General features: G+C 56.2%; 30 protein-coding genes. 11 read left to right on the top strand and 19 right to left on the bottom strand.

Features of this window, described 5'->3' with window-relative positions:
* Nucleotides 1-70: 70 nt before the first annotated feature.
* The 3 genes from N8E88_RS17655 to N8E88_RS17665 form a co-directional block, all read right to left on the bottom strand.
* Nucleotides 71-529: an HPr kinase/phosphorylase gene (locus tag N8E88_RS17655; RefSeq protein ID WP_262294810.1), complete on the bottom strand. Its 459-nt coding sequence runs from the start codon at nt 527-529 to the stop codon at nt 71-73.
* Nucleotides 529-2316, bottom strand: a complete 1788-nt coding sequence (locus N8E88_RS17660) for a sensor histidine kinase (protein ID WP_315975299.1) — start codon at nt 2314-2316, stop codon at nt 529-531. The genes N8E88_RS17655 and N8E88_RS17660 overlap by 1 nt, the downstream gene beginning before the upstream one ends.
* A 144-nt stretch (nt 2317-2460) precedes the next feature.
* Nucleotides 2461-3180 carry a response regulator transcription factor gene (locus N8E88_RS17665; protein ID WP_162701788.1) on the bottom strand — a complete coding sequence of 240 codons (720 nt, stop codon included), beginning with the start codon at nt 3178-3180 and terminating at the stop codon, nt 2461-2463.
* Nucleotides 3181-3488: 308 nt separating this feature from the next.
* Here N8E88_RS17665 and N8E88_RS17670 point away from each other — a divergent pair, with 308 nt between their 5' ends.
* The 4 genes from N8E88_RS17670 (at nt 3489) to N8E88_RS17685 (ending at nt 6905) form a co-directional block, all read left to right on the top strand.
* Nucleotides 3489-5102, top strand: a complete 1614-nt coding sequence (locus N8E88_RS17670; protein ID WP_262294811.1) for a phosphoenolpyruvate carboxykinase — start codon at nt 3489-3491, stop codon at nt 5100-5102.
* A 116-nt stretch (nt 5103-5218) separates the two neighbouring features.
* Nucleotides 5219-5656 carry an alternative ribosome rescue aminoacyl-tRNA hydrolase ArfB gene (gene arfB, locus N8E88_RS17675; protein ID WP_262294812.1) on the top strand — a complete coding sequence of 146 codons (438 nt, stop codon included), beginning with the start codon at nt 5219-5221 and terminating at the stop codon, nt 5654-5656.
* Nucleotides 5657-5759: 103 nt separating this feature from the next.
* Nucleotides 5760-6218 (top strand): peptidoglycan-binding protein LysM, encoded by a 459-nt coding sequence (gene lysM, locus N8E88_RS17680; protein WP_112524871.1) that lies wholly within the window; start codon nt 5760-5762, stop codon nt 6216-6218.
* Between the two features lie 72 nt (nt 6219-6290).
* The gene (locus tag N8E88_RS17685) at nt 6291-6905 is read left to right on the top strand and encodes an alpha-ketoglutarate-dependent dioxygenase AlkB family protein (protein ID WP_262295516.1); all 615 of its coding nucleotides are present in this window, start codon (nt 6291-6293) and stop codon (nt 6903-6905) included.
* On the opposite strand, the gene coaA is transcribed toward N8E88_RS17685, so the two are convergent.
* Genes coaA through hisB form a run of 7 tightly spaced genes read right to left on the bottom strand, consistent with a single transcriptional unit; the run spans nt 6892 to nt 11504 of the window.
* A complete protein-coding gene (coaA, locus tag N8E88_RS17690) occupies nt 6892-7893 on the bottom strand; it encodes a type I pantothenate kinase (RefSeq protein ID WP_262294813.1) in 1002 nt (333 codons plus the stop codon). The genes N8E88_RS17685 and coaA overlap by 14 nt on opposite strands.
* Before the next feature lie 2 nt (nt 7894-7895).
* Nucleotides 7896-8219, bottom strand: a complete 324-nt coding sequence (locus tag N8E88_RS17695; protein ID WP_262294814.1) for a phosphoribosyl-ATP diphosphatase — start codon at nt 8217-8219, stop codon at nt 7896-7898.
* Between the two features lie 12 nt (nt 8220-8231).
* Nucleotides 8232-9017 carry an imidazole glycerol phosphate synthase subunit HisF gene (gene hisF / locus N8E88_RS17700; RefSeq protein ID WP_262294815.1) on the bottom strand — a complete coding sequence of 262 codons (786 nt, stop codon included), beginning with the start codon at nt 9015-9017 and terminating at the stop codon, nt 8232-8234.
* Nucleotides 9014-9757 (bottom strand): 1-(5-phosphoribosyl)-5-[(5-phosphoribosylamino)methylideneamino]imidazole-4-carboxamide isomerase, encoded by a 744-nt coding sequence (hisA, locus tag N8E88_RS17705; protein WP_262294816.1) that lies wholly within the window; start codon nt 9755-9757, stop codon nt 9014-9016. The genes hisF and hisA overlap by 4 nt, the downstream gene beginning before the upstream one ends.
* Complete coding sequence (gene hisH, locus N8E88_RS17710; protein WP_262294817.1) at nt 9754-10404, bottom strand: imidazole glycerol phosphate synthase subunit HisH; 651 nt, start codon at nt 10402-10404, stop codon at nt 9754-9756. Before hisH ends, hisA begins: the two co-directional genes overlap by 4 nt.
* A gap of 2 nt (nt 10405-10406) precedes the next feature.
* Entirely contained in the window at nt 10407-10892 is a 486-nt protein-coding gene (locus tag N8E88_RS17715; protein ID WP_262294818.1) for a DUF2628 domain-containing protein, read from the bottom strand.
* A 3-nt stretch (nt 10893-10895) separates the two neighbouring features.
* The gene (hisB, locus tag N8E88_RS17720; protein WP_262294819.1) at nt 10896-11504 is read right to left on the bottom strand and encodes an imidazoleglycerol-phosphate dehydratase HisB; all 609 of its coding nucleotides are present in this window, start codon (nt 11502-11504) and stop codon (nt 10896-10898) included.
* A 216-nt stretch (nt 11505-11720) separates the two neighbouring features.
* Between hisB and hslV the strand changes: the two genes are divergently transcribed.
* The 5 genes from hslV (at nt 11721) to N8E88_RS17745 (ending at nt 15531) form a co-directional block, all read left to right on the top strand.
* Nucleotides 11721-12275 carry an ATP-dependent protease subunit HslV gene (hslV, locus tag N8E88_RS17725; protein WP_262294820.1) on the top strand — a complete coding sequence of 185 codons (555 nt, stop codon included), beginning with the start codon at nt 11721-11723 and terminating at the stop codon, nt 12273-12275.
* Nucleotides 12276-12324: 49 nt separating this feature from the next.
* A complete protein-coding gene (locus tag N8E88_RS17730) occupies nt 12325-12471 on the top strand; it encodes a hypothetical protein (protein ID WP_262294821.1) in 147 nt (48 codons plus the stop codon).
* A 63-nt stretch (nt 12472-12534) separates the two neighbouring features.
* Nucleotides 12535-13095 carry a GNAT family N-acetyltransferase gene (locus N8E88_RS17735; protein WP_262294822.1) on the top strand — a complete coding sequence of 187 codons (561 nt, stop codon included), beginning with the start codon at nt 12535-12537 and terminating at the stop codon, nt 13093-13095.
* Nucleotides 13092-14399: an ATP-dependent protease ATPase subunit HslU gene (hslU, locus tag N8E88_RS17740; RefSeq protein WP_112524889.1), complete on the top strand. Its 1308-nt coding sequence runs from the start codon at nt 13092-13094 to the stop codon at nt 14397-14399. Before N8E88_RS17735 ends, hslU begins: the two co-directional genes overlap by 4 nt.
* 163 nt (nt 14400-14562) lie before the next feature.
* A complete protein-coding gene (locus tag N8E88_RS17745) occupies nt 14563-15531 on the top strand; it encodes a DUF1402 family protein (protein WP_262295517.1) in 969 nt (322 codons plus the stop codon).
* A gap of 267 nt (nt 15532-15798) precedes the next feature.
* Here the strand turns inward: N8E88_RS17745 and N8E88_RS17750 are convergent, their stop codons facing one another.
* From N8E88_RS17750 to N8E88_RS17765, 4 genes are read right to left on the bottom strand one after another with little or no spacing between them, the layout of a single operon-like run.
* Nucleotides 15799-16170 (bottom strand): type II toxin-antitoxin system RelB family anti-toxin, encoded by a 372-nt coding sequence (locus N8E88_RS17750; RefSeq protein WP_262294823.1) that lies wholly within the window; start codon nt 16168-16170, stop codon nt 15799-15801.
* Complete coding sequence (locus tag N8E88_RS17755; RefSeq protein ID WP_262294824.1) at nt 16167-16721, bottom strand: Smr/MutS family protein; 555 nt, start codon at nt 16719-16721, stop codon at nt 16167-16169. The genes N8E88_RS17750 and N8E88_RS17755 overlap by 4 nt, the downstream gene beginning before the upstream one ends.
* Nucleotides 16718-17821, bottom strand: coding sequence for a murein transglycosylase A (locus N8E88_RS17760; protein WP_262294825.1), 1104 nt, complete (start codon nt 17819-17821; stop codon nt 16718-16720). Before N8E88_RS17760 ends, N8E88_RS17755 begins: the two co-directional genes overlap by 4 nt.
* A gap of 3 nt (nt 17822-17824) precedes the next feature.
* A complete protein-coding gene (locus tag N8E88_RS17765) occupies nt 17825-18520 on the bottom strand; it encodes a Tim44/TimA family putative adaptor protein (RefSeq protein ID WP_262295518.1) in 696 nt (231 codons plus the stop codon).
* A gap of 179 nt (nt 18521-18699) precedes the next feature.
* On the opposite strand from N8E88_RS17765, the gene N8E88_RS17770 reads away from it, so the two are divergent.
* Nucleotides 18700-19182, top strand: coding sequence for an FxsA family protein (locus N8E88_RS17770; RefSeq protein WP_262294826.1), 483 nt, complete (start codon nt 18700-18702; stop codon nt 19180-19182).
* 130 nt (nt 19183-19312) lie between these two features.
* On the top strand, nt 19313-19819 hold the full coding sequence (gene secB / locus N8E88_RS17775) for a protein-export chaperone SecB (protein WP_262294827.1): 507 nt from the start codon (nt 19313-19315) through the stop codon (nt 19817-19819).
* Between the two features lie 52 nt (nt 19820-19871).
* Here the strand turns inward: secB and dnaQ are convergent, their stop codons facing one another.
* From dnaQ to N8E88_RS17800, 5 genes are all read right to left on the bottom strand, one after another.
* A complete protein-coding gene (gene dnaQ / locus N8E88_RS17780) occupies nt 19872-20582 on the bottom strand; it encodes a DNA polymerase III subunit epsilon (protein WP_262294828.1) in 711 nt (236 codons plus the stop codon).
* Between the two features lie 71 nt (nt 20583-20653).
* Entirely contained in the window at nt 20654-21235 is a 582-nt protein-coding gene (coaE, locus tag N8E88_RS17785) for a dephospho-CoA kinase (RefSeq protein ID WP_262294829.1), read from the bottom strand.
* The gene (locus N8E88_RS17790) at nt 21232-22089 is read right to left on the bottom strand and encodes a shikimate dehydrogenase (protein ID WP_262294830.1); all 858 of its coding nucleotides are present in this window, start codon (nt 22087-22089) and stop codon (nt 21232-21234) included. The genes coaE and N8E88_RS17790 overlap by 4 nt, the downstream gene beginning before the upstream one ends.
* A complete protein-coding gene (locus tag N8E88_RS17795; protein WP_262294831.1) occupies nt 22082-22675 on the bottom strand; it encodes a Maf-like protein in 594 nt (197 codons plus the stop codon). Before N8E88_RS17795 ends, N8E88_RS17790 begins: the two co-directional genes overlap by 8 nt.
* A 28-nt stretch (nt 22676-22703) precedes the next feature.
* Nucleotides 22704-23525, bottom strand: coding sequence for a pyruvate, water dikinase regulatory protein (locus N8E88_RS17800; protein WP_262294832.1), 822 nt, complete (start codon nt 23523-23525; stop codon nt 22704-22706).
* Between the last annotated feature and the right edge of the window lie 89 nt (nt 23526-23614).

Below are 23614 nucleotides of genomic sequence, written 5' to 3' on the forward strand. Positions count from 1 at the left end.
AAAATGGCCTTAGCAAGACGGTCAGTCATTTTATCGCAGTGCAACATTGCAACCACTTGAATCAGTTAGCCTATTTCTTCCAGAACGCCTGGAAAAGGCTTGCCTCCACCGCCCGGCAAGCCGCTTCCACCTCCTGCTCAGGTAGAATTAGATGTGGGATCGAGACCCCTTCGAGCAGTATCGTGGCGTCACTCGCAAATCGAATGGCTCGTCCGGGCTTGGTCAATTCAACGGCAAGATGGATCACTCCGCAAGTCTCAAAATCAACCCTATGCAGGCCGGAGCCGCGCACTTCCACGCCGCCCTGCAATGAGGCAGGGGCAGCGCAGACCAAGCGGCCGGATATGGCTTGCAAAAGACACTGATCGTCGCAGATCAGCGCGGCAAATACACCTCTGCCAGCCGCTCGACGCATCAGTTCATTGGCAATCGATGATTTACCCGATCCGGAAGGTCCCGAAATCAGGATGCCGCGATCTCCGACGAGGACTGCGGTCGCGTGCACACGCCCGTCCGGCTCGACAATCATCAGACCTCGACTGGAATAATGGCGATGAACTTCGCACCGAGATAATTGTCAGGATCTTTGGGGTCGATGATGTTCTCGGCATTCAACGTGCCGCCGTGAGCCTCGATTATCTGACGGCTGATGGATAATCCCAGGCCCGAGTTCTGGCCGAAGGCCTCTCCGGATGGCCGATCCGTATAAAACCGCTCGAAAATCCGGTCGATCTGTTCCACTCGGATACCTGGGCCGTTGTCTTCGACGGTAATGCGAATACGATCGCCCAGGTGCTCCAGGGTCACTGTGATAACGCCGTCCTCGACGGGAACGAAAGACCGCGCGTTTTCGATCAGATTCGAGACGACTTGGCCGAGCCGCAGATCATGCCCGGCGACAAAGAATCCCTTCCTGTTGTTCGGCAACTTGCCCACTACCAATTCGATGCGGGTGTCTTTCTTGTTCCGCCGCACCTCGCGGGCAGCCGTAACAAGATTGCCCAGCAGGTATTTGAGATCGACGTGCTCGGAATCCTCGCGGGCCAGTTCAGCGTCCAGTCGCGAGGCGTCGGAGATATCGGTGATCAGACGATCGAGGCGGCGCACATCATGCTGGATCACATCCATGAGCCGTTTCTTCGACTCTTCGTTCTTGGCAAGCGGCAGCGTCTCCACGGCGCTTCGCAACGAAGTCAGCGGGTTTTTGAGTTCGTGGCTCACATCGGCCGCAAAGCTCTCAATCGATTCGATGCGGGCATAGAGAGCGTTGGTCATGTCGCGGATCGATGTAGAAAGATGGCCGATTTCGTCTTGCCGCTCGGAAAAATCCGGTATCTCCTCGCGATTCTTGACCCCGTGCCGGACGCGATCGGCAGCGGCAGCAAGACGCCGAAGCGGATTGGCAATTGTTGAGGCGAGAAAAAGCGACAAAATAGCCATGACCAGCGCGGCAACCGTAAAGACCCGGATGATCGCATAGCGCTCCCCCTGAACGATCTTGTCGATATCGCCGCCTTCGGTCGAAAGAAGCAGCACGCCGAGCACGGCACGAAATCGCTGGATCGGAACTGCGACCGAGACGATCTGCTCTCCCTTTTCCGTCATGCGGACGACGGTAGCCGGAGAACCGGTCAACGCCTTCATGATTTCAGGATAAGACGAACCATTGCCACCAGGCTGCTCCTGATAAACCGGCAGGTCGCTACGGCGCAAAAGCCGTGTCATGCGATTGGTCAGACGTTCGAAAAAGCTCGGTTCCTCGCCATCGATCGGCGGGAGCTCGTACCGCAGAACCTGGCCCCGCGAATAGAGATGGCGCGAATCCAGCAACAGATTGGAATCCCGGTCATAGATACGGGCCCGCGTACGCGTCGGAGAGATCAGTCTGCGCAGAACCGGCGCCACGCGCTCCGGATTAATAGGGAAATCGAGATTGTCCAGAACATCGGGTGACGGGGTAATGCTCTGACCAGCCTGCAGTTCCAGCAGCTTCTCAGGGTCGATGGCAATGGAATTCGTATCGACCGTTGCCGATGACGCTATGGCGCCAGCGATGATCTCGCCCTGCGTCATCAGGCTCTCGACGCGAGCATCGATCAACCCGTCGCGGAACTGATTGAGATACATGATGCCGGACAGAAGCACGGCAAGCCCGGCCAGGTTGAGAAAAAGAATGCGCCGGGTCAGGCTTGAGAACAGATAGTTGCCAAAGACACGATTGAGCGGACGGAAAAAGCGGCGCAAGGCCAGCGAACGCTTGCGGCGCATAACGGCGCTTTTGCGCGTGATATTGCCGCCTTGCAGTTCGGCTACCATCTTTGCCTCAGAACATCGTGATTCGGTTGGCTCATCGCATTCATGCAGCGGCGAGACAACCTTGTTTTACAGCGGATCACGTAGCTTTGAAAGCGCAGGAACGTTTTCGCACCGAAGTCCCCTTGAGAGGAGCCAGTCTGACGATCAGGTTTCGCGGAAGCGATAGCCAACGCCGTACAGGGTTTCGATCATGTCGAAATCATCGTCGACGACCTTGAACTTCTTGCGCAGGCGCTTGATGTGACTGTCGATGGTGCGATCGTCCACATATACCTGCTCATCATAGGCCGCATCCATCAACGCATCACGGCTTTTGACGACGCCCGGGCGCTGGGCCAGCGAGTGCAGGATCAGAAATTCGGTCACGGTCAACGTCACCGGTTCACCCATCCACGTGCAGGTGTGACGCTCCTGGTCCATGACAAGTTGGCCGCGCTCGAGTGATTTCGTCTGGGGACTGCCGGGCTTTGCTGCGCTTTCCCTCGCCGCAACACGGCGCAGGACCGCCTTTACCCGCTCGACGAGGAGGCGCTGCGAAAACGGCTTGGTGATGAAATCATCGGCGCCCATCTTGAGGCCGAACAGTTCGTCAATCTCGTCGTCTTTGGAGGTCAGGAAAATGACGGGCAAGTCGGACTTTTGGCGCAGACGACGCAGAAGTTCCATCCCGTCCATACGCGGCATCTTGATGTCGAAAATGGCGAGATTCGGCGGACGGGCCATCAAACCATCGAGTGCGGAGGCACCGTCGGTATAGGTTTCGACACGATAGCCCTCCGATTCAAGCGCGATCGATACGGATGTCAGAATATTGCGATCGTCGTCGACCAGCGCAATAGTCTGCATTGCGGGTACTTCCCTCATGCCCTGCCTTTCATCATGTCATCAAAACAGCTATGCTTGTGCCGGACAAATTAGGTACAAAATGTGGCATAGATCGCGAGTCGTGTCATCCCTGCCGGTTTTAGCTGCTTTACGCTCACGGAAGCAGAGCGAAAATTTCCCTTATTTAAAACGATTTAAAAAAATTTAAATTCTTTAAATCGATTAAACATTTGATACTATTCAGTATTTCTGCTTTTGAGCATGGGCAGCCGCATTCATGCTGGAAGATGCAGGAAGCGGCACAATTGGCTTGACCCCTCAATGCGTACTTAAACAATGGCGGACACATGACTAGAGAGACCGGTATTCATAACGCGACGATCGCGCTCGGCACCTCAGGCTTGAAGGATGTTTCGGCGGTCTATTACAATCTCGGAACCGCGGAACTCTACGAGGAAACCTTGCGCAGAGGCGAAGCTGAACTGACGGCGCAAGGAGCGCTTGTTGCTCGTACCGGCCAACATACCGGGCGCTCGCCAAAGGACAAATTCGTCGTGCGCGATGCGTCAACCGACGCTCATGTCTGGTGGGACAACAACGCGCCAATGTCACCTGAGGCATTTGAGCTGCTCTATGCAGATTTTATGGAGCAGGCAAAGGGCAAGGAACTGTTTGTCCAGGATCTCATCGGTGGCGCCGATGAAGAGTACAGGCTGAATACGCGCGTCATCACTGAATTCGCCTGGCATTCGCTTTTCATCCGCAATCTGCTGATCCGTCCGGACCGTGCTGCCTTGGCTGATTTCGTGCCGCAGATGACGATCATCGACCTTCCGTCCTTCCGCGCCGATCCCGCAAAGCATGGCACGCGCTCGGAAACGGTAATCGCTGTCGATCTCAATCGCATGATCGTGCTGATCGGAGGCTCGGCCTATGCCGGCGAGATGAAAAAGTCCGTCTTCACGGCACTCAACTATATTCTCCCGGCCAAAGGCGTCATGCCGATGCATTGTTCGGCCAATGAGGGTCCGGATGGCGATACTGCCGTCTTCTTCGGTCTCTCGGGAACGGGCAAGACCACGCTCTCGGCTGACTCTACCCGTACACTGATTGGCGATGACGAACATGGCTGGGGCGAGAACGGTGTCTTCAATTTCGAGGGCGGTTGCTACGCCAAGACCATTCGTCTTTCCGCCGAGGCGGAACCGGAAATCTACGCGACGACCCAGCGTTTCGGCACTGTGCTTGAAAATGTCGTTCTCGATGAAAACCGTGAGCCGGATTTCAATGACGGTTCGCTGACGGAAAATACGCGCTGCGCTTATCCTCTCGACTTCATCCCGAATGCATCGAAAACCGGCAAGGCAAGCCATCCGAAGAACATCATCATGTTGACCGCGGATGCCTTCGGCGTCATGCCGCCCATCGCCAAACTTACCCCGGCGCAGGCGATGTATCACTTCCTCTCCGGGTACACCGCCAAAGTCGCCGGTACGGAACGCGGCGTGACCGAACCAGAGGCAACATTCTCGACGTGTTTCGGTTCGCCTTTCATGCCGCGTCATCCCTCGGAATATGGCAATCTTCTGCGCCAGCTGATCGCCGATCACAATGTCGATTGCTGGCTGGTAAACACGGGCTGGACCGGTGGCGCTCATGGCATAGGCAAGCGCATGCCCATCAAGGTAACGCGGTCGCTGCTTGCGGCGGCGCTCGACGGTTCGCTGAAGAACGCGCAGTTCCGGACAGACCCGAATTTTGGTTTCGCAGTACCTGTCGCCGTGCCGGGCGTCGATGACGCGATCCTCGATCCCCGCTCGACCTGGGCGGACAAGCCCGGCTATGATGCCCAGGCAACAAAGCTGGTTGATATGTTTATTCGCAACTTTGGCAAGTTCGAAAGCCACGTTGACGGTGACGTCAGGGCGGCAGCTCCGCATACGCCCGTCGCGGCAGAGTAATCGCCTGTATTTTGCACTTATTCAAGACCTCGCTGGTGTCCAGCGGGGTCTTCTTGCATTTTGGGGCACTGCTGGGGTGCTTTCCGCGAATCAAAGATTAGGCTACCAATCCTTTCATGGAAGAGAGCCGCAGCCGGATCAGGATAAGCAATAGAATCTGGATCGACGAGGACGATCTGGAGGAAAGCTTCATTCGCTCTGCCGGCCCCGGCGGACAAAATGTCAACAAAGTCTCGACGGCCGTACAACTGCGATTCCTGGCGGCGCGTGCCGGTTTACCAGACGATGTTTTTGCGCGCCTCATCAAACTTGCCGGCCAAAGGGCGACCAAAGACGGCGATGTGCTTGTCGAGGCCAACCGTTTTCGCACCCAGGAGCGCAACCGGCAGGACGCGCGCGAGCGCATGATTGCGCTGATTGCGAAGGCCGCAGAGCCGCCACCGCCACCGCGCAAGAAAACCAGACCAACAAAGGGATCGATCGAGCGTCGTCTCAAGGAGAAATCGGGCCGCGCCGATGTCAAAAAGATGCGTGGCAAGGTAAAGGGAGATTAGTTAAAAGAACGAATATTAACCGCGGGCAATAATCTTGGCTTTTCAACTGCTTCACGGAATGCCACAACACTATTTCGGTTTGAACAATCAACAGGAGCCAGACATGGGACTATTTGATTTCGTTAAATCCGTAGGCAAGAAAATCGGCATCGGCGACGACGAGCCAAGTGCCGATGCGCTGAAGAAAGAACTCGATTCCCACAAGCTTGGTACCGAGAATGTCCAGGTAGTGGTTGAAGGTGACAAAGCAGTCCTGAAGGGCAATGTCACCAATCAGGAAGTACTCGAAAAGGCTATCATCGCCGTTGGAAATTCACTCGGCATCTCCAAAGTCGAGACCGAAGGGCTGAAAGTCGATGAAGTAACCACCGGCTCCGTCGCGAAGGAACCGGTGTTCTATACGGTAAAGAAAGGCGACAATCTGTGGAAGATCGCCGAGTCGCAGTATGGCAAGGGCAAGGGCGCGAAGAATACGCTCATCTTCGAAGCCAACAAGCCGATGCTCACGCACCCCGACAAGATTTATCCAGGTCAGGTGCTCAGAATTCCCGAACTCGGCTGATCGCACCTCCATTGCCAAACGGCCCGGCTCCCTATTGCGCCGGGCCTTTCAATTTAGATAGTTGGATAAATGATGCTTTTGCTGGCCCCCGGCATTCGCTACTTCCCCGAACATTTTGATCCGGCCGAACAGGCTGCGTTGGTCGAGGATATCCGGGCTGTCGTCACGGAAGCGCCGCTTTACGTTCCTGCCATGCCGAAAACCGGCAAGGAAATGAGCGTGCGTATGACAAATTGCGGCGTGCTCGGATGGGTTACCGACAAGGAAGGCGGCTATCGTTATCAGGCAGCCCATCCTGTGACGCGAAGACCTTGGCCTTCTATCCCGCAGCGCTTGCTCGAACTCTGGCAGGAAGTCGGCGACTTTCCGCTTCTTCCGGAGGCTTGCCTCGTCAACTTCTATTCCGACACAGCGAAAATGGGCTTGCATCAGGATCGCGACGAGCAGAATTTGAACGCGCCCGTTGTTTCAGTCTCGCTCGGAGATGCGTGCCTGTTCCGCTTTGGCGGCACGAACCGCAATGACAAGACGCAGTCGATCAAGCTATCCAGCGGCGACGTAATCGTGCTTGGCGGGGAAGGCCGCATGGCGTTTCACGGCGTCGACCGCATTTATCCCGGCACTTCGACGCTGTTGAAAAATACCGGCCGCATAAACCTGACGCTTAGAAGGGTTACAGCTTCCTGAGCGCAACTTCCTCGACCAGATGATTATCGCCCTTGCGCAGAATGAGATCAGCGCGCGGCCGCGTGGGCAGAATGTTCTCCCGCAGGTTCTTCAAATTGATGTTTGCCCAAAGACTTTCGCCGATGGCCAGCGCGGAATCATCCGAAATAGTCGAATAGCGATGGAAGAACGAGCTCGGATCCTTGAACGCCGTCTCCCGCAAACGCATGAAGCGGCTGATGTACCATTTGTGTATCTGCTCTTCGTCGGCATCGATATATATTGAAAAGTCGAAGAAATCCGACACGAATGGCACCATTTTGCCGTCTTCAGGCAGATCGCGGACCTGAAGCACGTTGATTCCTTCGAAAATCAGAATGTCCGGCGCATCGACGGTCTGATAGCGGCCCGGCAGCACATCATAGGTCAGGTGCGAATAAAGCGGCGCGTTTACGTTGCGCTGGCCGGCCTTGATCTGCGAGAGGAACCGCAACACCATGCCGACATCGTAACTCTCGGGGAAACCTTTGCGCTCCATCAAACCTTTGGCTCGAAGCACCTCGTTCGGATAAAGAAAACCGTCCGTGGTAACCAGATCGACCTTGGGGCTCGATGGCCAACGGGCGAGCAATTCCTTCAGAACGCGCGCAGTGGTAGATTTGCCAACGGCCACCGAGCCCGCAATGCCGATAATGAACGGTGTCTTTAAGGCGTCTCCGGTATTGAGGAATTGGCGGCGCTGATAGAATAACAGCTGGCTTGCCTCGACATGCGCCGACAACAGCCGCGACAGCGATAGGTAAATTCTGCTCACCTCATCGAGGTCGATCGGATCGCCGAGAGAGCGCAGCCGCTTGACCTCATCATAGGTTAGCGTCAGTGGCGTATCAGCGCGAAATTCCGCCCACCTCTCGGCACTGTAAAACCGATAAGGCGAAAACTCGCTTGGTGCCAACTGATCCACGACATCCTCTCCCGTCTGCCGTTCAAGAGCCGGAGCTTTAAACATGATCAGTCATGTCCTCGCGCGGCTTTTTCTTCAAGTCCGGTCTGCGCCGTTCTCCGCTCCAGTTCTTCCAGCACTTCTTTGAGTTTTATGCCGGATATCCCGAGAACGACGAGAAGATGATAGAGCAAATCGGCGCTTTCCGAAATAACACCCTGCCTGTTGCTGGAGACGGCGGCAATGACTGTTTCGATTGCTTCCTCACCCAGCTTCTGGCTCGCCTTGCCAATACCCTTGGCATAAAGGCTGGCGGTATAGGATTTGGCGTCTGCTGACGTGGCACGTTCCGCCACAATGCGTTCGAGATCGGCAAGGGTGAATGCGCTCATTAACGTCTCCAGTCAGTGGACAGGGTCCAGGCGCATCGGGATACCCGCCGCCGCCATGTGGGCTTTCGCTTGCGCGATCGTATAGGTGCCAAAGTGAAAAATGGAAGCGGCCAGCACTGCCGAAGCGTGGCCTTCGAGAATGCCTTCAACCATGTGGTCGAGATTGCCAACACCGCCGGAAGCGATAACCGGGACACGAACCGCATCGGCAATCGCCCGCGTGACGGGAATGTCGTAGCCGATCTTCGAGCCATCGCGGTCCATCGAGGTCAGCAGAATTTCGCCCGCACCAAGATCAACCACCTTGCGCGCAAACACGACGGCATCGATGCCTGTCGCCCGTCTTCCGCCATGGGTAAAGATTTCCCAGCGATCGGCCTCGTCCTCGCGCGATACCTTCTTGGCATCGATGGCGACGACGATGCATTGGTTACCAAACTTGTCGGCGGCCTCGGCAATAAAGTCAGGATTGTCCACGGCAGCGGTGTTGATTGATACCTTGTCTGCACCCGCCAGCAAAAGCTTGCGGATATCGGCGACGGTGCGCACCCCTCCGCCGACTGTCAGCGGCATGAAGCATTGCTCGGCGGTGCGAGCCACCACATCGAGGATAGTCTCGCGATTGTCGGAAGAAGCCGTGATGTCGAGAAAGCAGAGTTCGTCTGCCCCCGCAGCGTCGTAGGCCTTTGCCGCCTCGACCGGATCACCGGCATCGATGAGATCGACAAAGTTTACACCCTTGACGACACGTCCGTCCTTGACGTCGAGGCAGGGAATTACGCGGGCTTTGAGGGTCATGCTGCGCGCTCCCTTGCATCGCGAAGCACCTTTAATGCCTCTGCAGGATCGATACGCCCGTCATAGAGCGCACGGCCGGAAATCGCCCCCTCGAGCTTTTGTGCGTCGGGCATGGTCATGCGAACGACATCGGCGATCGAAGCCAGGCCGCCGGAAGCGATGACCGGGATCGAGACCGCTTCGGCAAGTTGCAGTGTCGATTCCCAGTTGATGCCCGTAAGCACGCCGTCACGGTCGATATCCGTGTAGATGATCGCTGCGACACCGGCGCCCTCGAATTTCTTTGCAAGCTCAATGACGCCGAGTGTCGAGGCTTCGGCCCAGCCTTCAACGGCAACCTTGCCGCCTTTGGCATCGATGCCGACGGCGACCTTGCCTGGAAAACGTTTGCAGGCCTCGATCACCAACCCCGGATCGCGCACGGCAACGGTGCCGAGGATGACACGTGACAGTCCTTTCGTCAGCCAACTTTCGATATGATCGAGTGTGCGGATGCCCCCGCCAAGCTGTACAGGATTTTTCGTCGCCTTCAGGATCGCTTCGACAGCAGCGCCATTGATTGATTGGCCGGCAAAAGCGCCGTTCAGATCAACGACGTGCAGCCACTCAAACCCCTGATCTTCAAAGGCTTTGGCCTGAGCGGCCGGGTCGGCGTTGTAGACCGTCGCCTGATCCATGTCGCCAAGCTTCAGCCGCACGCACTGGCCGTCTTTCAGATCGATTGCCGGAAAAAGGATCACGGATTCCACCTTAAAAAATTGGCTATAAGAGCGAGGCCCAGCGCCTGGCTCTTTTCCGGATGAAACTGTGTCCCCGCCATGTTGTCATTGGCTACGGCAGCGGTAACCGGCCCGCCATAGTCAGTGACGGCGACGACATCTTTTTCCATCTCGGCATCGAGAAAGTAGGAATGAACAAAATAGGCATGCAGGCCTTGCGGCCCGGTCTCAATTCCGTCGAACAATGGATGCGGACGGGTAAGCCGGATCGTGTTCCAGCCGATTTGCGGAATTTTCAACGCCGTGTCAGATGGCACCATCTCGCGAACGTCGCCCTTGATCCAGTCAAAGCCGGTCGAAATGGTCTTTTCCAGACCACGCGACGACATCAGCTGCATGCCGACGCAAATCCCGAGAAACGGCCGCGCTTTTTCCACGGCTGCTTCATGGATTGCCTCGACCATGCCCTCGACCGCATGGAGCCCACGGCGGCAATCGGCATAGGCGCCAACGCCCGGAAGGACGATGCGATCAGCCGTGCGGACCCGGTCAACGTCGGCTGTCAGATCGATGCGCGCATCGACGCCACTTTCCCGCGCAGCGCGCTCGAATGCCTTTGTTGCCGAGCGGAGATTGCCCGACCCATAATCGATGATGGCGACGCGCATGCTCAGTTTTCTCCGCGGTGGCTGACCAGACCGACCATACCGCCGAGCGCCGGCTTGTGACTGGCTTGTACAGTAGGTATCGCCGGGGGGGCGCTGACAGATACCTCATGCGATGAAACGAAGTTTTCGCCGAGGAACCAAGCCATTTCAGCATCGTCCGCATTGCGTGCATCGACAACGCCGAGCTGGCTGAAGCCGCGGCGCTCGAGCGCCCTGACGCGCCAGTTATTGCCTTCAAAACCTACGAGGAGCGAAAGCAACGCTGTGATAAATCCAGCCATGTTTTCGTGGCCGCTATAGGTGCCCACCCCTGAAATCAAGACCATCGATCCAAAAACAACCGCCGCTTCGAACCACAGCCGCTGCACCAGCAGCCAGGGAACAGTCAGGATAAAGGCAAGCAAGGCAAAGCCGTCCCTGACGAAGACGGTCTTGTCATCGTCACGCTGGCCGTCCAGCTCAGGTGCCAACACAATGAAACTGGCCATGTTTCAGCCTTTCAAAGTACCCTTGGTGGATGGAATGGCATCCTTCTGCCGCGGATCGGTTTCTATGGCGTGCCGTAACGTGCGCGCGACCGCCTTGAAGCAGGTCTCGGCGACGTGGTGATTGTTGGCGCCATAAAGGTTCGAGACATGCAATGTTATTCCGGCATTCTGCGCCAGCGCCTGGAAGAACTCGCGGACAAGCTCCGTATCGAAGGTGCCGATCTTCGGTGCAGAAAATTCAACCTGCCAGACAAGAAATGGACGCCCGGAAACGTCGAGTGCCGCACGCGTCAAGGTCTCATCCATGGCGAGATCGAGCGAGGCGTAACGGTTTATGCCGCGACGATCACCCAGCGCCTCGGCTATAGCCTGGCCGATGGCGATACCCGTATCTTCCACTGTGTGGTGATCATCGATATGCAGGTCGCCCTTGGCCTTGATGTCCATGTCGATCAGAGAGTGACGGGAGAGCTGCTCCAGCATATGGTCAAAGAAGCCGACGCCGGTGGAAATATCGAACGCTCCGGTACCATCCAGATTGACCGAAACGGCAATGCTGGTCTCCTTGGTGCTACGCTCGATCTTCGCGGTGCGTGTGTTGACGCTTGTCATTACTGTATCCCGCCACAAGGTTCTATAAAAAAGCCGTTCCGAATGAGGCCTTCTAAAACACGAACGGCGAATCTCCAAATGCTTTGATGGCGCAGACCAACGTCGTGACCTGAGCAGTATTTGCAATTCTGCGAGCGCTTCATACATAAGTGGAACGGAAGGGGTTCGATCTGCTGCCGTTTGGGGCATAATCGAACTCGCTTGAAGGAGAACCGAATGCAAGAACACAATCCCTCAACCATGTATGGAACCACGATTGTCACTGTCCGCAAGGATGGCAAGGTGGTCATTGCCGGCGACGGGCAAGTCAGCCTTGGCAATACGGTCATGAAAGGCAATGCGCGCAAGGTACGCCGTATCGGCAAAGGCAATGTCATCGCCGGATTTGCCGGTGCCACCGCCGATGCGTTCACCTTGCTTGAGCGGCTGGAAAGCAAGCTCGAACAATATCCGGACCAGTTGATGCGCGCCTGCGTAGAACTCGCCAAGGATTGGCGCACCGATCGCTATTTGCGTCGGCTGGAGGCCATGATGCTTGTCGCTGACAAGTCAGTCACGCTTGCGCTGACCGGCACTGGCGACGTGCTCGAGCCCGAACATGGTGTCATGGCCATTGGCTCCGGCGGCAATTATGCGCTGGCCGCTGCCCGTGCCCTTGCCGATACGGACTTGAGCGCCGAAGAGATAGCCCGCCGTGCCATGCAGATCGCCGCAGACATTTGCATCTATACGAACACGAGCGTCACACTCGAGACTCTTGATGCCGAATGAGCCGAGAGCGGGATGGTGCCATATTGAAACGTTCTGCCGGAGAGAATTTGTGGACAAGGTCGAGGGATTTGGCGAGGCCGATGCCTTTCCATCGGACGAAGCCGAAGCCCGATGGATTTGGCCCGAATTCACCCGGCCCTTCGGGTTTCCGGCTGGCGGACAACCACTTTGTCAGGCGGCATCGTCCGATGGGTAAACATCGGCCTCGCCACCTTTCGCGTGGATTGTCTCCCCATCCGAGAAACAGAACGGTTCCAATATGACACCATCCCGCTCTACCTATCGCTACCGCTTTATCCCGGTGGAACCCCGCCATTTGAACATGATTTCGGAATGGCTGACGGAACCGCATGTGGCAAAATGGTGGAATGAGGACCCCGGCGTCGAGATGGCGTCGATCGCGGAACACATGGACAGCGTCTCAGTTGAGCCGTTCATTATCATGCTCGGCGACGAAGCGATTGGCTATCTGCAGACCTACGATCCGCATCTGGAGGATGATCACCCCTACCAGGATCAGCCCACCGGCACACTCGGGCTCGACCAGTTCATCGGCGAACCCGATCTGATTGGTCAAGGCCACGGTCCGCGTCTGCTTGATGAGTTCGTATCGCTACTTTTCGAAGAAGGCGTGCCTCGCGTTATCGTCGATCCTGACCCTGCGAACAGCCAGGCAATCAAGGCATACGAAAAGGCGGGCTTCGTCGCTTTCGATACCCGGACATCGATTTATGGTCCCGCCCTCATGATGGCACGGGACAACCCTGACCTTGTGTTTGAACAATCGCCCGACGACGGGCAGGAAACGAGATTACAATGACAACATTTTCCCCTCGCGAGATCGTCTCTGAACTCGACCGCTACATTATTGGTCAGAACGACGCCAAACGTGCCGTAGCCATCGCCCTGCGTAATCGCTGGCGCCGTCAACAGCTGGAAGGCCAGATGCGCGAAGAGGTGATGCCGAAGAATATTCTGATGATTGGACCAACCGGCGTCGGCAAGACGGAAATATCCCGCCGCCTCGCCAAGCTTGCCGGTGCACCCTTCATCAAGGTGGAAGCAACCAAGTTTACCGAGGTCGGCTATGTCGGCCGCGATGTCGAACAAATCATTCGCGATCTCGTCGAAGTCGCCATCGGTCTCGTGCGCGAAAAGAAACGCGAGGATGTGAAGGCCAAGGCGCATGTCAATGCGGAAGAACGCGTTCTCGATGCATTGGTGGGCAAGACCGCAAGCCCGGCAACGCGCGACAGCTTCCGCAAGAAACTGCGTGACGGTCTGATTGACGACAAGGAGATCGAGGTCGAGGTTGCGGACACCGGTTCAGGCATGCCGAATTTCGAGCTACCGGGCATGCCCGGAGCAAACATCGGCGTCCTCAACCTCAGCGACATGCTGGGCAAGGCCATGGGCGGCCGCACAAAAACGGTGAAGACGACGGTCAAGGAGTCGTATGGTGTCTTGATCAATGATGAATCCGACAAGCTTCTCGATCAGGATCAGATCACCCAGGAGGCGCTGCGTTCTGCCGAGGATGACGGCATCGTATTCCTCGACGAGATCGACAAGATTGCTGCTCGCGATGGCGGCATGGGCGCTGGCGTCTCACGCGAAGGCGTGCAGCGGGATTTGTTGCCGCTCGTGGAAGGGACGACCGTCGCCACCAAGTACGGTCCGATCAAGACAGACCATATCCTGTTTATCGCATCTGGTGCGTTCCATGTTTCGAAGCCCTCTGACCTTCTGCCGGAACTGCAGGGCCGTCTGCCGATCCGGGTGGAGCTTAGCGCTCTGACCCGCGATGACATGCGCCGCATTCTGACCGAGCCTGAAGCCAGCCTGCTCAAGCAATATATCGCGTTGATGGCAACCGAAGAGGTTACGCTCAATATAACCGATGACGCCATTGACGCTTTGGCCGATATCGCAGTCGATCTGAACTCGACTGTCGAGAACATCGGTGCCCGACGCCTGCAAACGGTGATGGAACGGGTGCTTGATGACATTTCGTTCAATGCGCCCGACAAATCGGGCGCCGAACACACGATAGACGCCAAATATGTACGGGAGACTGTCGGAGATCTTGCCAAGAATGCCGATCTCTCTCGGTTTATACTCTAGCGCCTCATCTTGGGTCTTGTGCCCGAAAGACATCCCTTATCCCTGGTGTCCCCTCGTGCTGCGCGGGGGCATTTTTGTTCAGAACGATCATTCATTCAGGTTTTTCTGGCTTTCGAGGGTGCAAGGCGCTATTCGGAGCGTCCCATCAATTTCTGGACCGATGATGAACCGCCACCTGATCCTTTTCGCGACAAGCTGTCTTTCGCTGTTGCTGGTCACTTTGCAGCCGGCGGCGGCTGTGACTGTTGTTCCTGAAGGCAACCGCAACGCGGCCCAGCCAGGTGTTCCAGCCGCCTCCGCCAAGCGGACGCGCGAGTTGAACACCACTTATGAGGCAAAATATCAGAAGATCTATAACCTGCTTAAAACCGACGCCAAACTGCGATCGAAGATCGTCAGCGTTGCGCGCACTTATGGTATCGATCCTGTTCACATCGTTGGCGCGCTCGTTGGCGAGCATACCTATAATGTCGATGCCTATGACCGGCTTCAGACTTACTACGTCAAGGCTATTTCCTACGTACAGCAAGGCTTGAATTTCGATTATCAAGGCGAGACAATCGGCACCTTCGTCAGACGTCCGCAATTTTCTTCCTGTGCGCAATTCAAGGACAGTTTGCGGCTTTGGACATGTCGCGAGGATGTCTGGGAAGAGAATTTCCGCGGTAAATCTGTTGGTGGCAAGCCCTTCCCGAACAATCGCTTCAGCGCCGTATTCTTCCAGCCGTTTTACGCAGGGCAAAGTTTTGGCCTGGGGCAACTGAGCCCATTGATAGCGCTGCAGATGACCGACATGGTCAACCGCTATTCAGGCCTTCCTAGGCTCGATGCTGACCACGCTGCTGATGTTTACAAGACCATCATGGATCCGGATCTTACCCTGCCCTACATGGCGGCAACGTTAAAACACTCTATCGACGTCTACCGCCGCGTCGCCGACTTCGACATTTCCAACAATCCTGGTCTTACGGCGACACTTTACAATACGGGAGGTGCCGATAGCCGCGCACGGGCGCTGGCTGATTCCAACTTGGCCCGTATCGCTAACGGCGAACAGCCGCAACTGCCGGAAGAGAATTACTACGGCTGGCTGGTTAACGACAAGATCGACCAATTACGGGCCCTCTTCTAGAGCAAGTTTTGTCTATTTAGAGTCGTTCTGCCGGAGAGAATTCGGGACAAGGTCGAGGGTTTGGCGAGGCCGATGCCTTCCCATCGGACGAAGCCGAAGCCCGAAGGATTTGAACCAAATTCACCCGGCCCTTCGGGTTTCCGGCTGGCGGCCAACCACTTTGTCAGGCGGCATCGTCCGATGGATAAACATCGGCCTCGCCACCTTCCGCGTGGATTGTCTCGCCATCCGGGAAACAGAACTGGCTCTAAATAGACAAAATTTGCTCTAGCGTTTTCGCTTTTCCGGCACTGCTTCCATTGTCCGGATCAAAAGTCGGGCCGTCTCTTCATCCATATCTCCGATCCTTGTGGCCAGAACATTGGCGAGTTCCGTTGCAGCTGGTGGAAGCCCCCCCGTATCGATGACGATGCGCGGGTCCGAGATCATCGCCAGCCGCTGCAGTTCCTCGGCCTCGTCCCAGATAATATTGAAATACTGGATGATGCGCTGCAGCTTGTCCCAGGTCGGCTGACCTCGCCTGCCGTGTTCGAGAGCTGACAAATAGGCAGCCGATACACCGATCGACCTGGCCATATCCTTTTGCGAGATGCCGCGTTCCGCGCGCAGGTCGCGCAATTTTGCACCAAAAGGCGTCACGGTGCCTCCGGCTGACGGCGCATGCGCACATAGATCGCACCTGTGCCGCCATGATTGCGAGCAGCATCTTCATAGCCATTGACCAGGATACGAAACGATGGCGTCATGAACCACATGGGAACCGCCTGACGTAGCACACCATCGCTGCCCATGGATGAGCCCTTTCCGGTGATGACGAGAACATGCCGAAGCTTGCGCAGATGGGCGCGTTGCAGGAACCCGAGAAGCAAGCCATAGGCCTCGCTTTGGGTCAGGCCGTGCAGATCAATCCTCGCTTCTATGACAACCCGCCCCTTGGCGATCTTCTTGTGTGTTGGCCGATCGATTGGATGCAGGCGATGCGCCGGCGCCGGCTTCGCCCCCGCCGGTGCGGCGAGCGGCCTCGGATTTTCCGGTGCAGACGGATGTATCGAAACCTGCTCTTTCTTTTCATCGATCAGAAAACTGGGCTTCTCCCTGCCCTTGAGCGGGCGGGCAGTCTTGGCCACCGTTTCCCAGAGGATCCGGTCCTCCAAAGTGGCGAATTCATCCTTTGCCGACTTCTTCTTCATCGGTCTGCGGCTGTCAGAAGAACGCGGGGAACCAGCGCGTAGAAATCCGCCTTATGGCGGATACCGCCGGCGATCTCGCCCGCCGCATTGCCAGAACCGGCAAAGAGATCACCCCGTGCCGGACCAACGATGGCCGAGCCCGTGTCCTGCGCGATCATCAGCCTTGCAAAGCGCTCCCCGCCAAAAGCCTTTAACTCCGGTGCATGAATATAGAACGGCGTGCCAAATGTATGCAGGAGCCGGTCTACCGCGAGCGACCGGCCGCCCGTCAGGGGGACTTTCGCGGCAGCGATCGGCCCCATCGTTGCATCGTCAACGTCGGCTTCGCGAAAGAAGATGTAAGAGCGGTTGTTCCACATCAGTGCCTGAGCTCTGTCCGGGTGATCGGCAAGCCAGCCACGGATGGATTGCATGGACATTCTGTCCGGCGCAACCTCACCGCTTTCGAGCAGGATCTTGCCAATACCGGTGAACCGATGCCCGGTCTTTGCCGCATAGGTGATGCGGTGCAAGCGCCCGTCAGTCATCTTTAGCCGAGCAGCGCCCTGCACGTGGATAAAGAAAGCATCGATCTGGCTTTCCACATAGGCGATCTCAAGACCTCGGCCATCAAGCGCGCCGCTCTCGATGGCCGGCCGGTCAAAATATTCGACGAGTCCCGCCGGCGTCTGTCGCGCAAAGGCAAAATAGGGATCGAAGCCCTCTGGCCGATTATTGTCGTCGACATCGACCAAATCCGCGGGACGGCGCAGGAATGGAACGGTAAATCTCGCATTGCGAACCGGCGAGGCAACCACTTCCGGTTCGTAGAAGCCGGTCACAATGCCACTGACTGCTTCGGTATTCTCAATGAGCGCGGGACGGAACCATTTCTCGAAAAAGGCCTTGGCCTCGCCGTCAGACTCGACGATTGTTTCACGTGAATCAGTAAAAATCGGTGCGAGGGCTTCGAAGCTGATCCCGAGCGATCCGGATTTGTAAGGCTTTGCCTGGACCTGTTCTGCCGAGCGAGCGAACGCGCGAAATGCTTCGAGGTGCCGGTCATCCCGCCAACCGGGGCAGTCAGCGAAATCCACCGGTTTGAAGAGGGGCGACAGCATGCTTTAGTCTTCGGCTTCAGTCGCGACCAGCTTCCAGTTCGGGTCTTTCGACCTCGTATCCCGCGCAAAGGTCCAGACATCCTTGACCTCCGCAACGGCTTCCTTGTCACCGTCGATCACGACGCCATCCTTGTCGAGCGTTGCCGAAATAAGTTCGCTGGTGATGCGCACCGTAACATGGGACTCACTGCCCTTCATTTCCGCGCCGATGATTTCCGCCTTGTTGATCCCGACGAACGAGGATTGCACTTTTTCGCCGCGTGCTTCGCGATCGGCAATGGCGGAAACGAAACCATCGAAGACTTCGCGCGACAGCAGGGTCTTCAATGTCTTGCGGTCACCATCGGCAAACGACATGACGATCATCTCATAGGCCATTTTCGAACCTTCGAGGAATTTCGCAGGCTCGAATGCAGGATCCGCATTCTGGATGGCGCGCAGGCCGTCATTCAACGGCGTGCCAGGTTTGGAAATGGCATCGATCTTTTCGAAGCTGTTTTCCTTTACTTCGCCGCGGCGTGGCAACGAAACGACATTGTCGCCAGGTTTGGACTTGTCGTCGGCATCGGCAGTGCGAGTATAGGGATTGAACGGTGGGCGTTCACTGCCTGTGCGGCGACCGAGGACCTTCCGCAGCTGCAGGAAAATCACCACTGCCGCCACGAAAAAGAAAATCGTTCCAAAGTCCAGATATTCCATGTCGCCTGCCATTCGTCCTAAATGTTCGTTTACGGCTTTCAATCTTCCGTCGAAATACCAAAAATATATAGATTGCCAACAGCAATCATACAAATACTCTTCACGCCATCCTATATAGGCATGAAATTGACACCGGCTATGGATAATATCCGGATATGTCCTTTGAAAGGTAAATTAGTTTGCGATCTCTTGTGCCCCTTTTCGTTCTGGCTTTGCCATTTCTTGAAATCGCCGGTTTCATTGTAGTCGGCAGCGAGATCGGTGTTTTGGCAACGCTTGGTCTGATAATCCTGTCGATTTTTGTCGGCGTGTTCCTTCTGCGCTTTCAAGGCCTTGGCCTCATCCAGAAAATCCGTGAGGAAACCGCCGCTGGCCGCACACCAAAACGCGAACTGGTTCATGGTGTCATGCTGGTTTTCGCGGCGTTCCTGCTGATCATACCTGGATTCATCACCGACATCATAGGCCTGCTGCTTTTCATCCCCGCTGTTCGGGACTTTGGCTGGCGCTGCATCAGTGACCGTGTGGTCGTCGTCAACTCCGGCGAACGCCCTCGTCGCCGTCCCGATACATCGCGCATCAAGGACCGGGTGATCGAACTCGATCCTGAAGACTACTCGAGCAAGCCCGATCCGGACTCACCGTGGAACCCGAAACCATAGGGATTCGGCGTGTCATTGAACTATGAGACTAGTGCGAGAGCCTTGCCTCGTTGAGGCACACATGCTAGCGACCCCTGCATTCATTCGATAACCGTGCAAAGCGGACGTAACAGAAGAAGGTTTCCAGACAATGGCTCAAAAGCCTGATGAAAAGGCCGAGAACGGCAACGAAGCGACAACTGGCAACGGTTCCGCTCAGCAGCAGACGCTGAATATACTGGCGCAGTATGTAAAGGACCTTTCCTTTGAAAGCCCCGGCGCTCCCTTGTCGCTGCGTCCGCGCGAAAATGCTCCCGGTATCAGCATCAATGTCAACGTCAACGCCAATCCGATCGCCGAAACCGACTTCGATGTCGTGCTCACGCTGTCGGCAAAGGCGAGCGAAGGCAAAGATGTCCTTTTCAATGCCGAACTCGTCTATGGTGGTGTTTTCAGGCTTGTCGGTTTCCCGCAGGAACATCTCTTGCCGCTGCTGTTCATCGAATGCCCGCGCCTGCTGTTCCCGTTCGCCCGCCAGATCATTGCAGAAGCCACACGTAATGGCGGCTTCCCCCCGCTGATGATCGACCCGATCGATTTCGCGCAAATGTTCCAGCAGCGCATGGCCGAAGAACAGGCCAAGGCGCAAGTCAGCTGAGCCAGACTATTTAAAGTTGAGAAAAACCCAGGTCTCGCCCGGGTTTTTTCACTCAAGCAGCGGAAGCTATGCGTTCGTTCCAGATGGCCTTGTCGCCAATCTTGTCGACCAGTTGCGCGTGGGCCATTTTCTCAGCCTCGGTTAAACGAGGCTGAAGCGGTATTGGCCGGCGGGAAATGATAATTGTTCCCGAGATATCACCTGACCGCTGGTTGTTTCCTTGTTCGGCAATCGTGAGGCCAAGTGCGGCCTGCTTGCCACCGATCAGCTCTATGTAGACTTCGGCGAGAAGCTGCGAATCCAGCAGAGCGCCATGCATCGTGCGGTGGCTGTTATCAATGCCATAGCGCCGGCAAAGAGCGTCGAGCGAATTCGGCCCCATCGGATGTTTTCGCCGCGCCAGCGCCAATGTATCCACGACGCGGTCATTGTGAATCGGCGGATGACCCAGCCGGTTGAGCTCCGCGTTGATGAAGCCCATATCGAAGGTTGCATTGTGGGCAATCAATTTCGCCCCGTCGATGAAATCCAGGAAGTCATGCAGTATCCCGGCGAAAAGCGGCTTATCGGCCAGCTTGTCATTGCTGATACCGTGCACGGCCAGCGCATCAGGATGGATGATCTTGCCTTCGGGATTGATGTAGACGTGGAACGTCCGTCCTGTCGGGAACCGGTTGATCAGCTCAACGCCGCCGATCTCTATGACACGGTCATCAAGCCGGTCAAGACCGGTCGTTTCTGTATCGAATATGATTTCGCGCATGTAATCACCCCTTTGCCCAAGTTCCACGAATCGGCCAATGTGGGCAAGTGGGGACTGAAATGTTATCCCCTCTATACTGTCAGCAGACTGATAATCCTGCGAATTTCACCTCGCGTGACGTCGAAATTATGGCGCGTGTCGATGATGAAATCGGCTCGGGCGCGCTTTTCCGCATCCGGCGTCTGGCGTGCCAAAATGGCGTTCAGCTTGTCTGGCGTCATGCCGGGACGTTCGAGAACGCGCTTTCGTTGCACTTCTTCAGGCGCGGTAACGACGAGTATCTTGTCAACCCGGTCTTCAGCCCCTGTTTCGAAGAGCAGAGGAATATCGACGACAATCAGTTTCGCACCGCTGGCGCGCGCGGCATCTCGAAATCTGTTCTCCTCGGCCCGAACAAGCGGATGGACAATCGCCTCGAGCTTTTCCAGCGCCTCCGGATTTCCCATAACCGCGGCGGAGAGTTTCGTACGATCCACCTTGCCTCCTTCGGTCGTTCCAGGGAATGCCGCCTCGATCAATGGAGCGGCGGCCCCGGAATAAAGCCGATGCACAGCCTCGTCTGCCGAATAAACCGATATGCCTTCGTCAATGAACATCTGAGCAGATGTTGACTTGCCCATGCCGATGGAACCCGTCAGGCCAAGCACGATCATATGGACGTCCCGCTATGGTTTGATCTGTCCATATCGGCGAGAATGAGTGCACGCAGTTCCGGTGTTACTTCCGGTGTGGCACCAAACCAATGTCTGAAACCGGGAACAGCCTGGTGCAACAGCATGCCAAGTCCGTCCACCGTTCTCAGTCCATGTGCGCGTGCTGTCTTCAGCAGCGGTGTTTCCAGCGGAACATAGACAATGTCTGTCAGCAGGGCATTTGAATTTGCAAACGACAGATCGATGCTCAGATCGTCCTTGCCTTCCATACCCAGTGAAGTCGTGTTGACAACGAATGTGGCGTCTTGCAGCAATTCAGGAATTGCCTGCCATCCATGCGCGCTTGTGCCGTACCCGAAGCGGTCCGCAAGTGCCTGCGCTCGATCCACCGTGCGATTGACTATGCGGATGTCGTTAAATCCTCGCTGCTTCAGTGCATAAACGACTGCACGACTGGCACCGCCGGCGCCGAGAACCAGCGCCTTATCGCCATTGTCCCAGCCTGCGCCAAGTGCATCCAGATTGGCGAGGAAACCGTAGGCATCGGTGTTACCACCCCACAACTCCCCATCCTCAAACCATAGCGTGTTGACGGCGCCTATATCTTCAGCGGCACTGTCGCGTTTTTTGCACAAGGCAAATGCCATCTCCTTGTGCGGTATCGTTACGTTACCGCCGGTATAACCATTGTTCTGCAGGCTTCGGACAAAATCAGCAAAGCCTTCCGGCGCAATCTCAATGGCCTGGTAGGAGCCTTCCACGCCATACTTTTTCAGCCAATAGCCGTGGATCAATGGCGAACGCGAGTGGCGAATGGGGAATCCCGTAACAAACGCCTTTGGATGATCAGCCATCTATCGCGCCCTCACGGCGTAACTCGGCGAGCAATGGTAAAAGCGGTAAACCCACTATGGTGAAATAGTCGCCATCAACCTTTTCGAATAACTGAACGCCTTCGCCCTCGAACTGATAAACGCCAACACTTTGCAAAGCGATAGGTCCAACGCGCGACAGGTATCTACCAATGAAACCCGGATCGAGATCGCGCAAAGTCATGCGTGCGACCGACACGTGGCGCCACAATGTCTGGCCATCCTTGGCGAGAACGACCGCGCTGTTGAGATGATGCGTTTTCCCAGACAGTTTCAGTAATTGCCGGCGAGCCGCTTCCATGTCTTCCGCCTTGTGGAGTACCTCATCGCCCAGGGAAAGTGTCTGATCGGAACCGATGATCAATGCGGAAGGGTTGCGTTCACTGACATCGAGAGCTTTTGCCTCCGCCAGAATCTGAGCGACATCTTCTGGCGTTGCGCCGCTTTCATACAATGGCGCCTCCACAGCACGCTCATCGATGTCCGCCGACTGAACGGTGAAAGAAATGCCAGCATTTTTCAACAATGTGGCACGGAAGGGGCTTTTGGAGGCCAGAATGATATCCATGTTTGGTTCTCCCTTGACCAGCGATGCGTTACCGCCCCTGCGAACGCAGGGCAAGAACCGCTGCCGCAGTTTCTTCAATCGAACGGCGGGAAACATCTATCATCGGCCAGTTATGCCGATGGCAAATCTGCCGTGCATAGGTCAGTTCTTCTATAATATTGGCACGATCAAGGTAATGATCCGCGTCGAAGCTGAGTGCTGCACCGAGCACGCGGTGCTGACGTACCTGTGAAATACGTTCCGCTGACGCGACCAACCCGACAATCAGGGGTCTTTCGGATTTCACAAGAACGTCTGGTATAGGTACCCCGATAACGATGGGAACATTGACCGTCTTGATGCCCCGATTGGCAAGATAGATGCTGGTTGGCGTTTTGGACGTGCGCGAAATGCCGATCAAAATGACGTCCGCTTCCTCGATATCGGGTGGGAGCTGGCCATCGTCGTGCTCCATTGTGAAATTGAGCGCATCAATCCGCTGGAAATATTCAGCATTGAGAACGTGCTGGGCACCGACGCGCCGCCCCGCCGGAGCACCCAGATAGGATTGGAACAGCGTCAGCACCGGCTCGAGAACGGAGACACAGGGAACACCGATTGCCGCGCAAGTGTCGTCGATCATGGCAGCGAGGCGCTGGTCGACGATTGTGTAAAGGACGATGCCCGGTTCGGCATCGATACCCTCCAGCACTCTTTTGATCTGCTTTTCGGTCCTTATCAGTGGATAGACGTGCTCAATCGCCCGCGCATGCGCATATTGTGCCGCGGCGGCGCGACCGGCTGCGATGAGAGTCTCTCCCGTCGCATCAGAGATCATGTGAAGATGAAAGTAGTTTATCGGTTTCGTCACAGAAAATTCCATGTCTTGTTGATGACTGGGGACAAAGTGCCAGCGCGTCCACAACTGATGGCAGCCATGTGAATTATTGGCAAGTCATC

Source organism: Phyllobacterium zundukense (assembly GCF_025452195.1).
Taxonomy (GTDB): domain Bacteria; phylum Pseudomonadota; class Alphaproteobacteria; order Rhizobiales; family Rhizobiaceae; genus Phyllobacterium; species Phyllobacterium zundukense_A.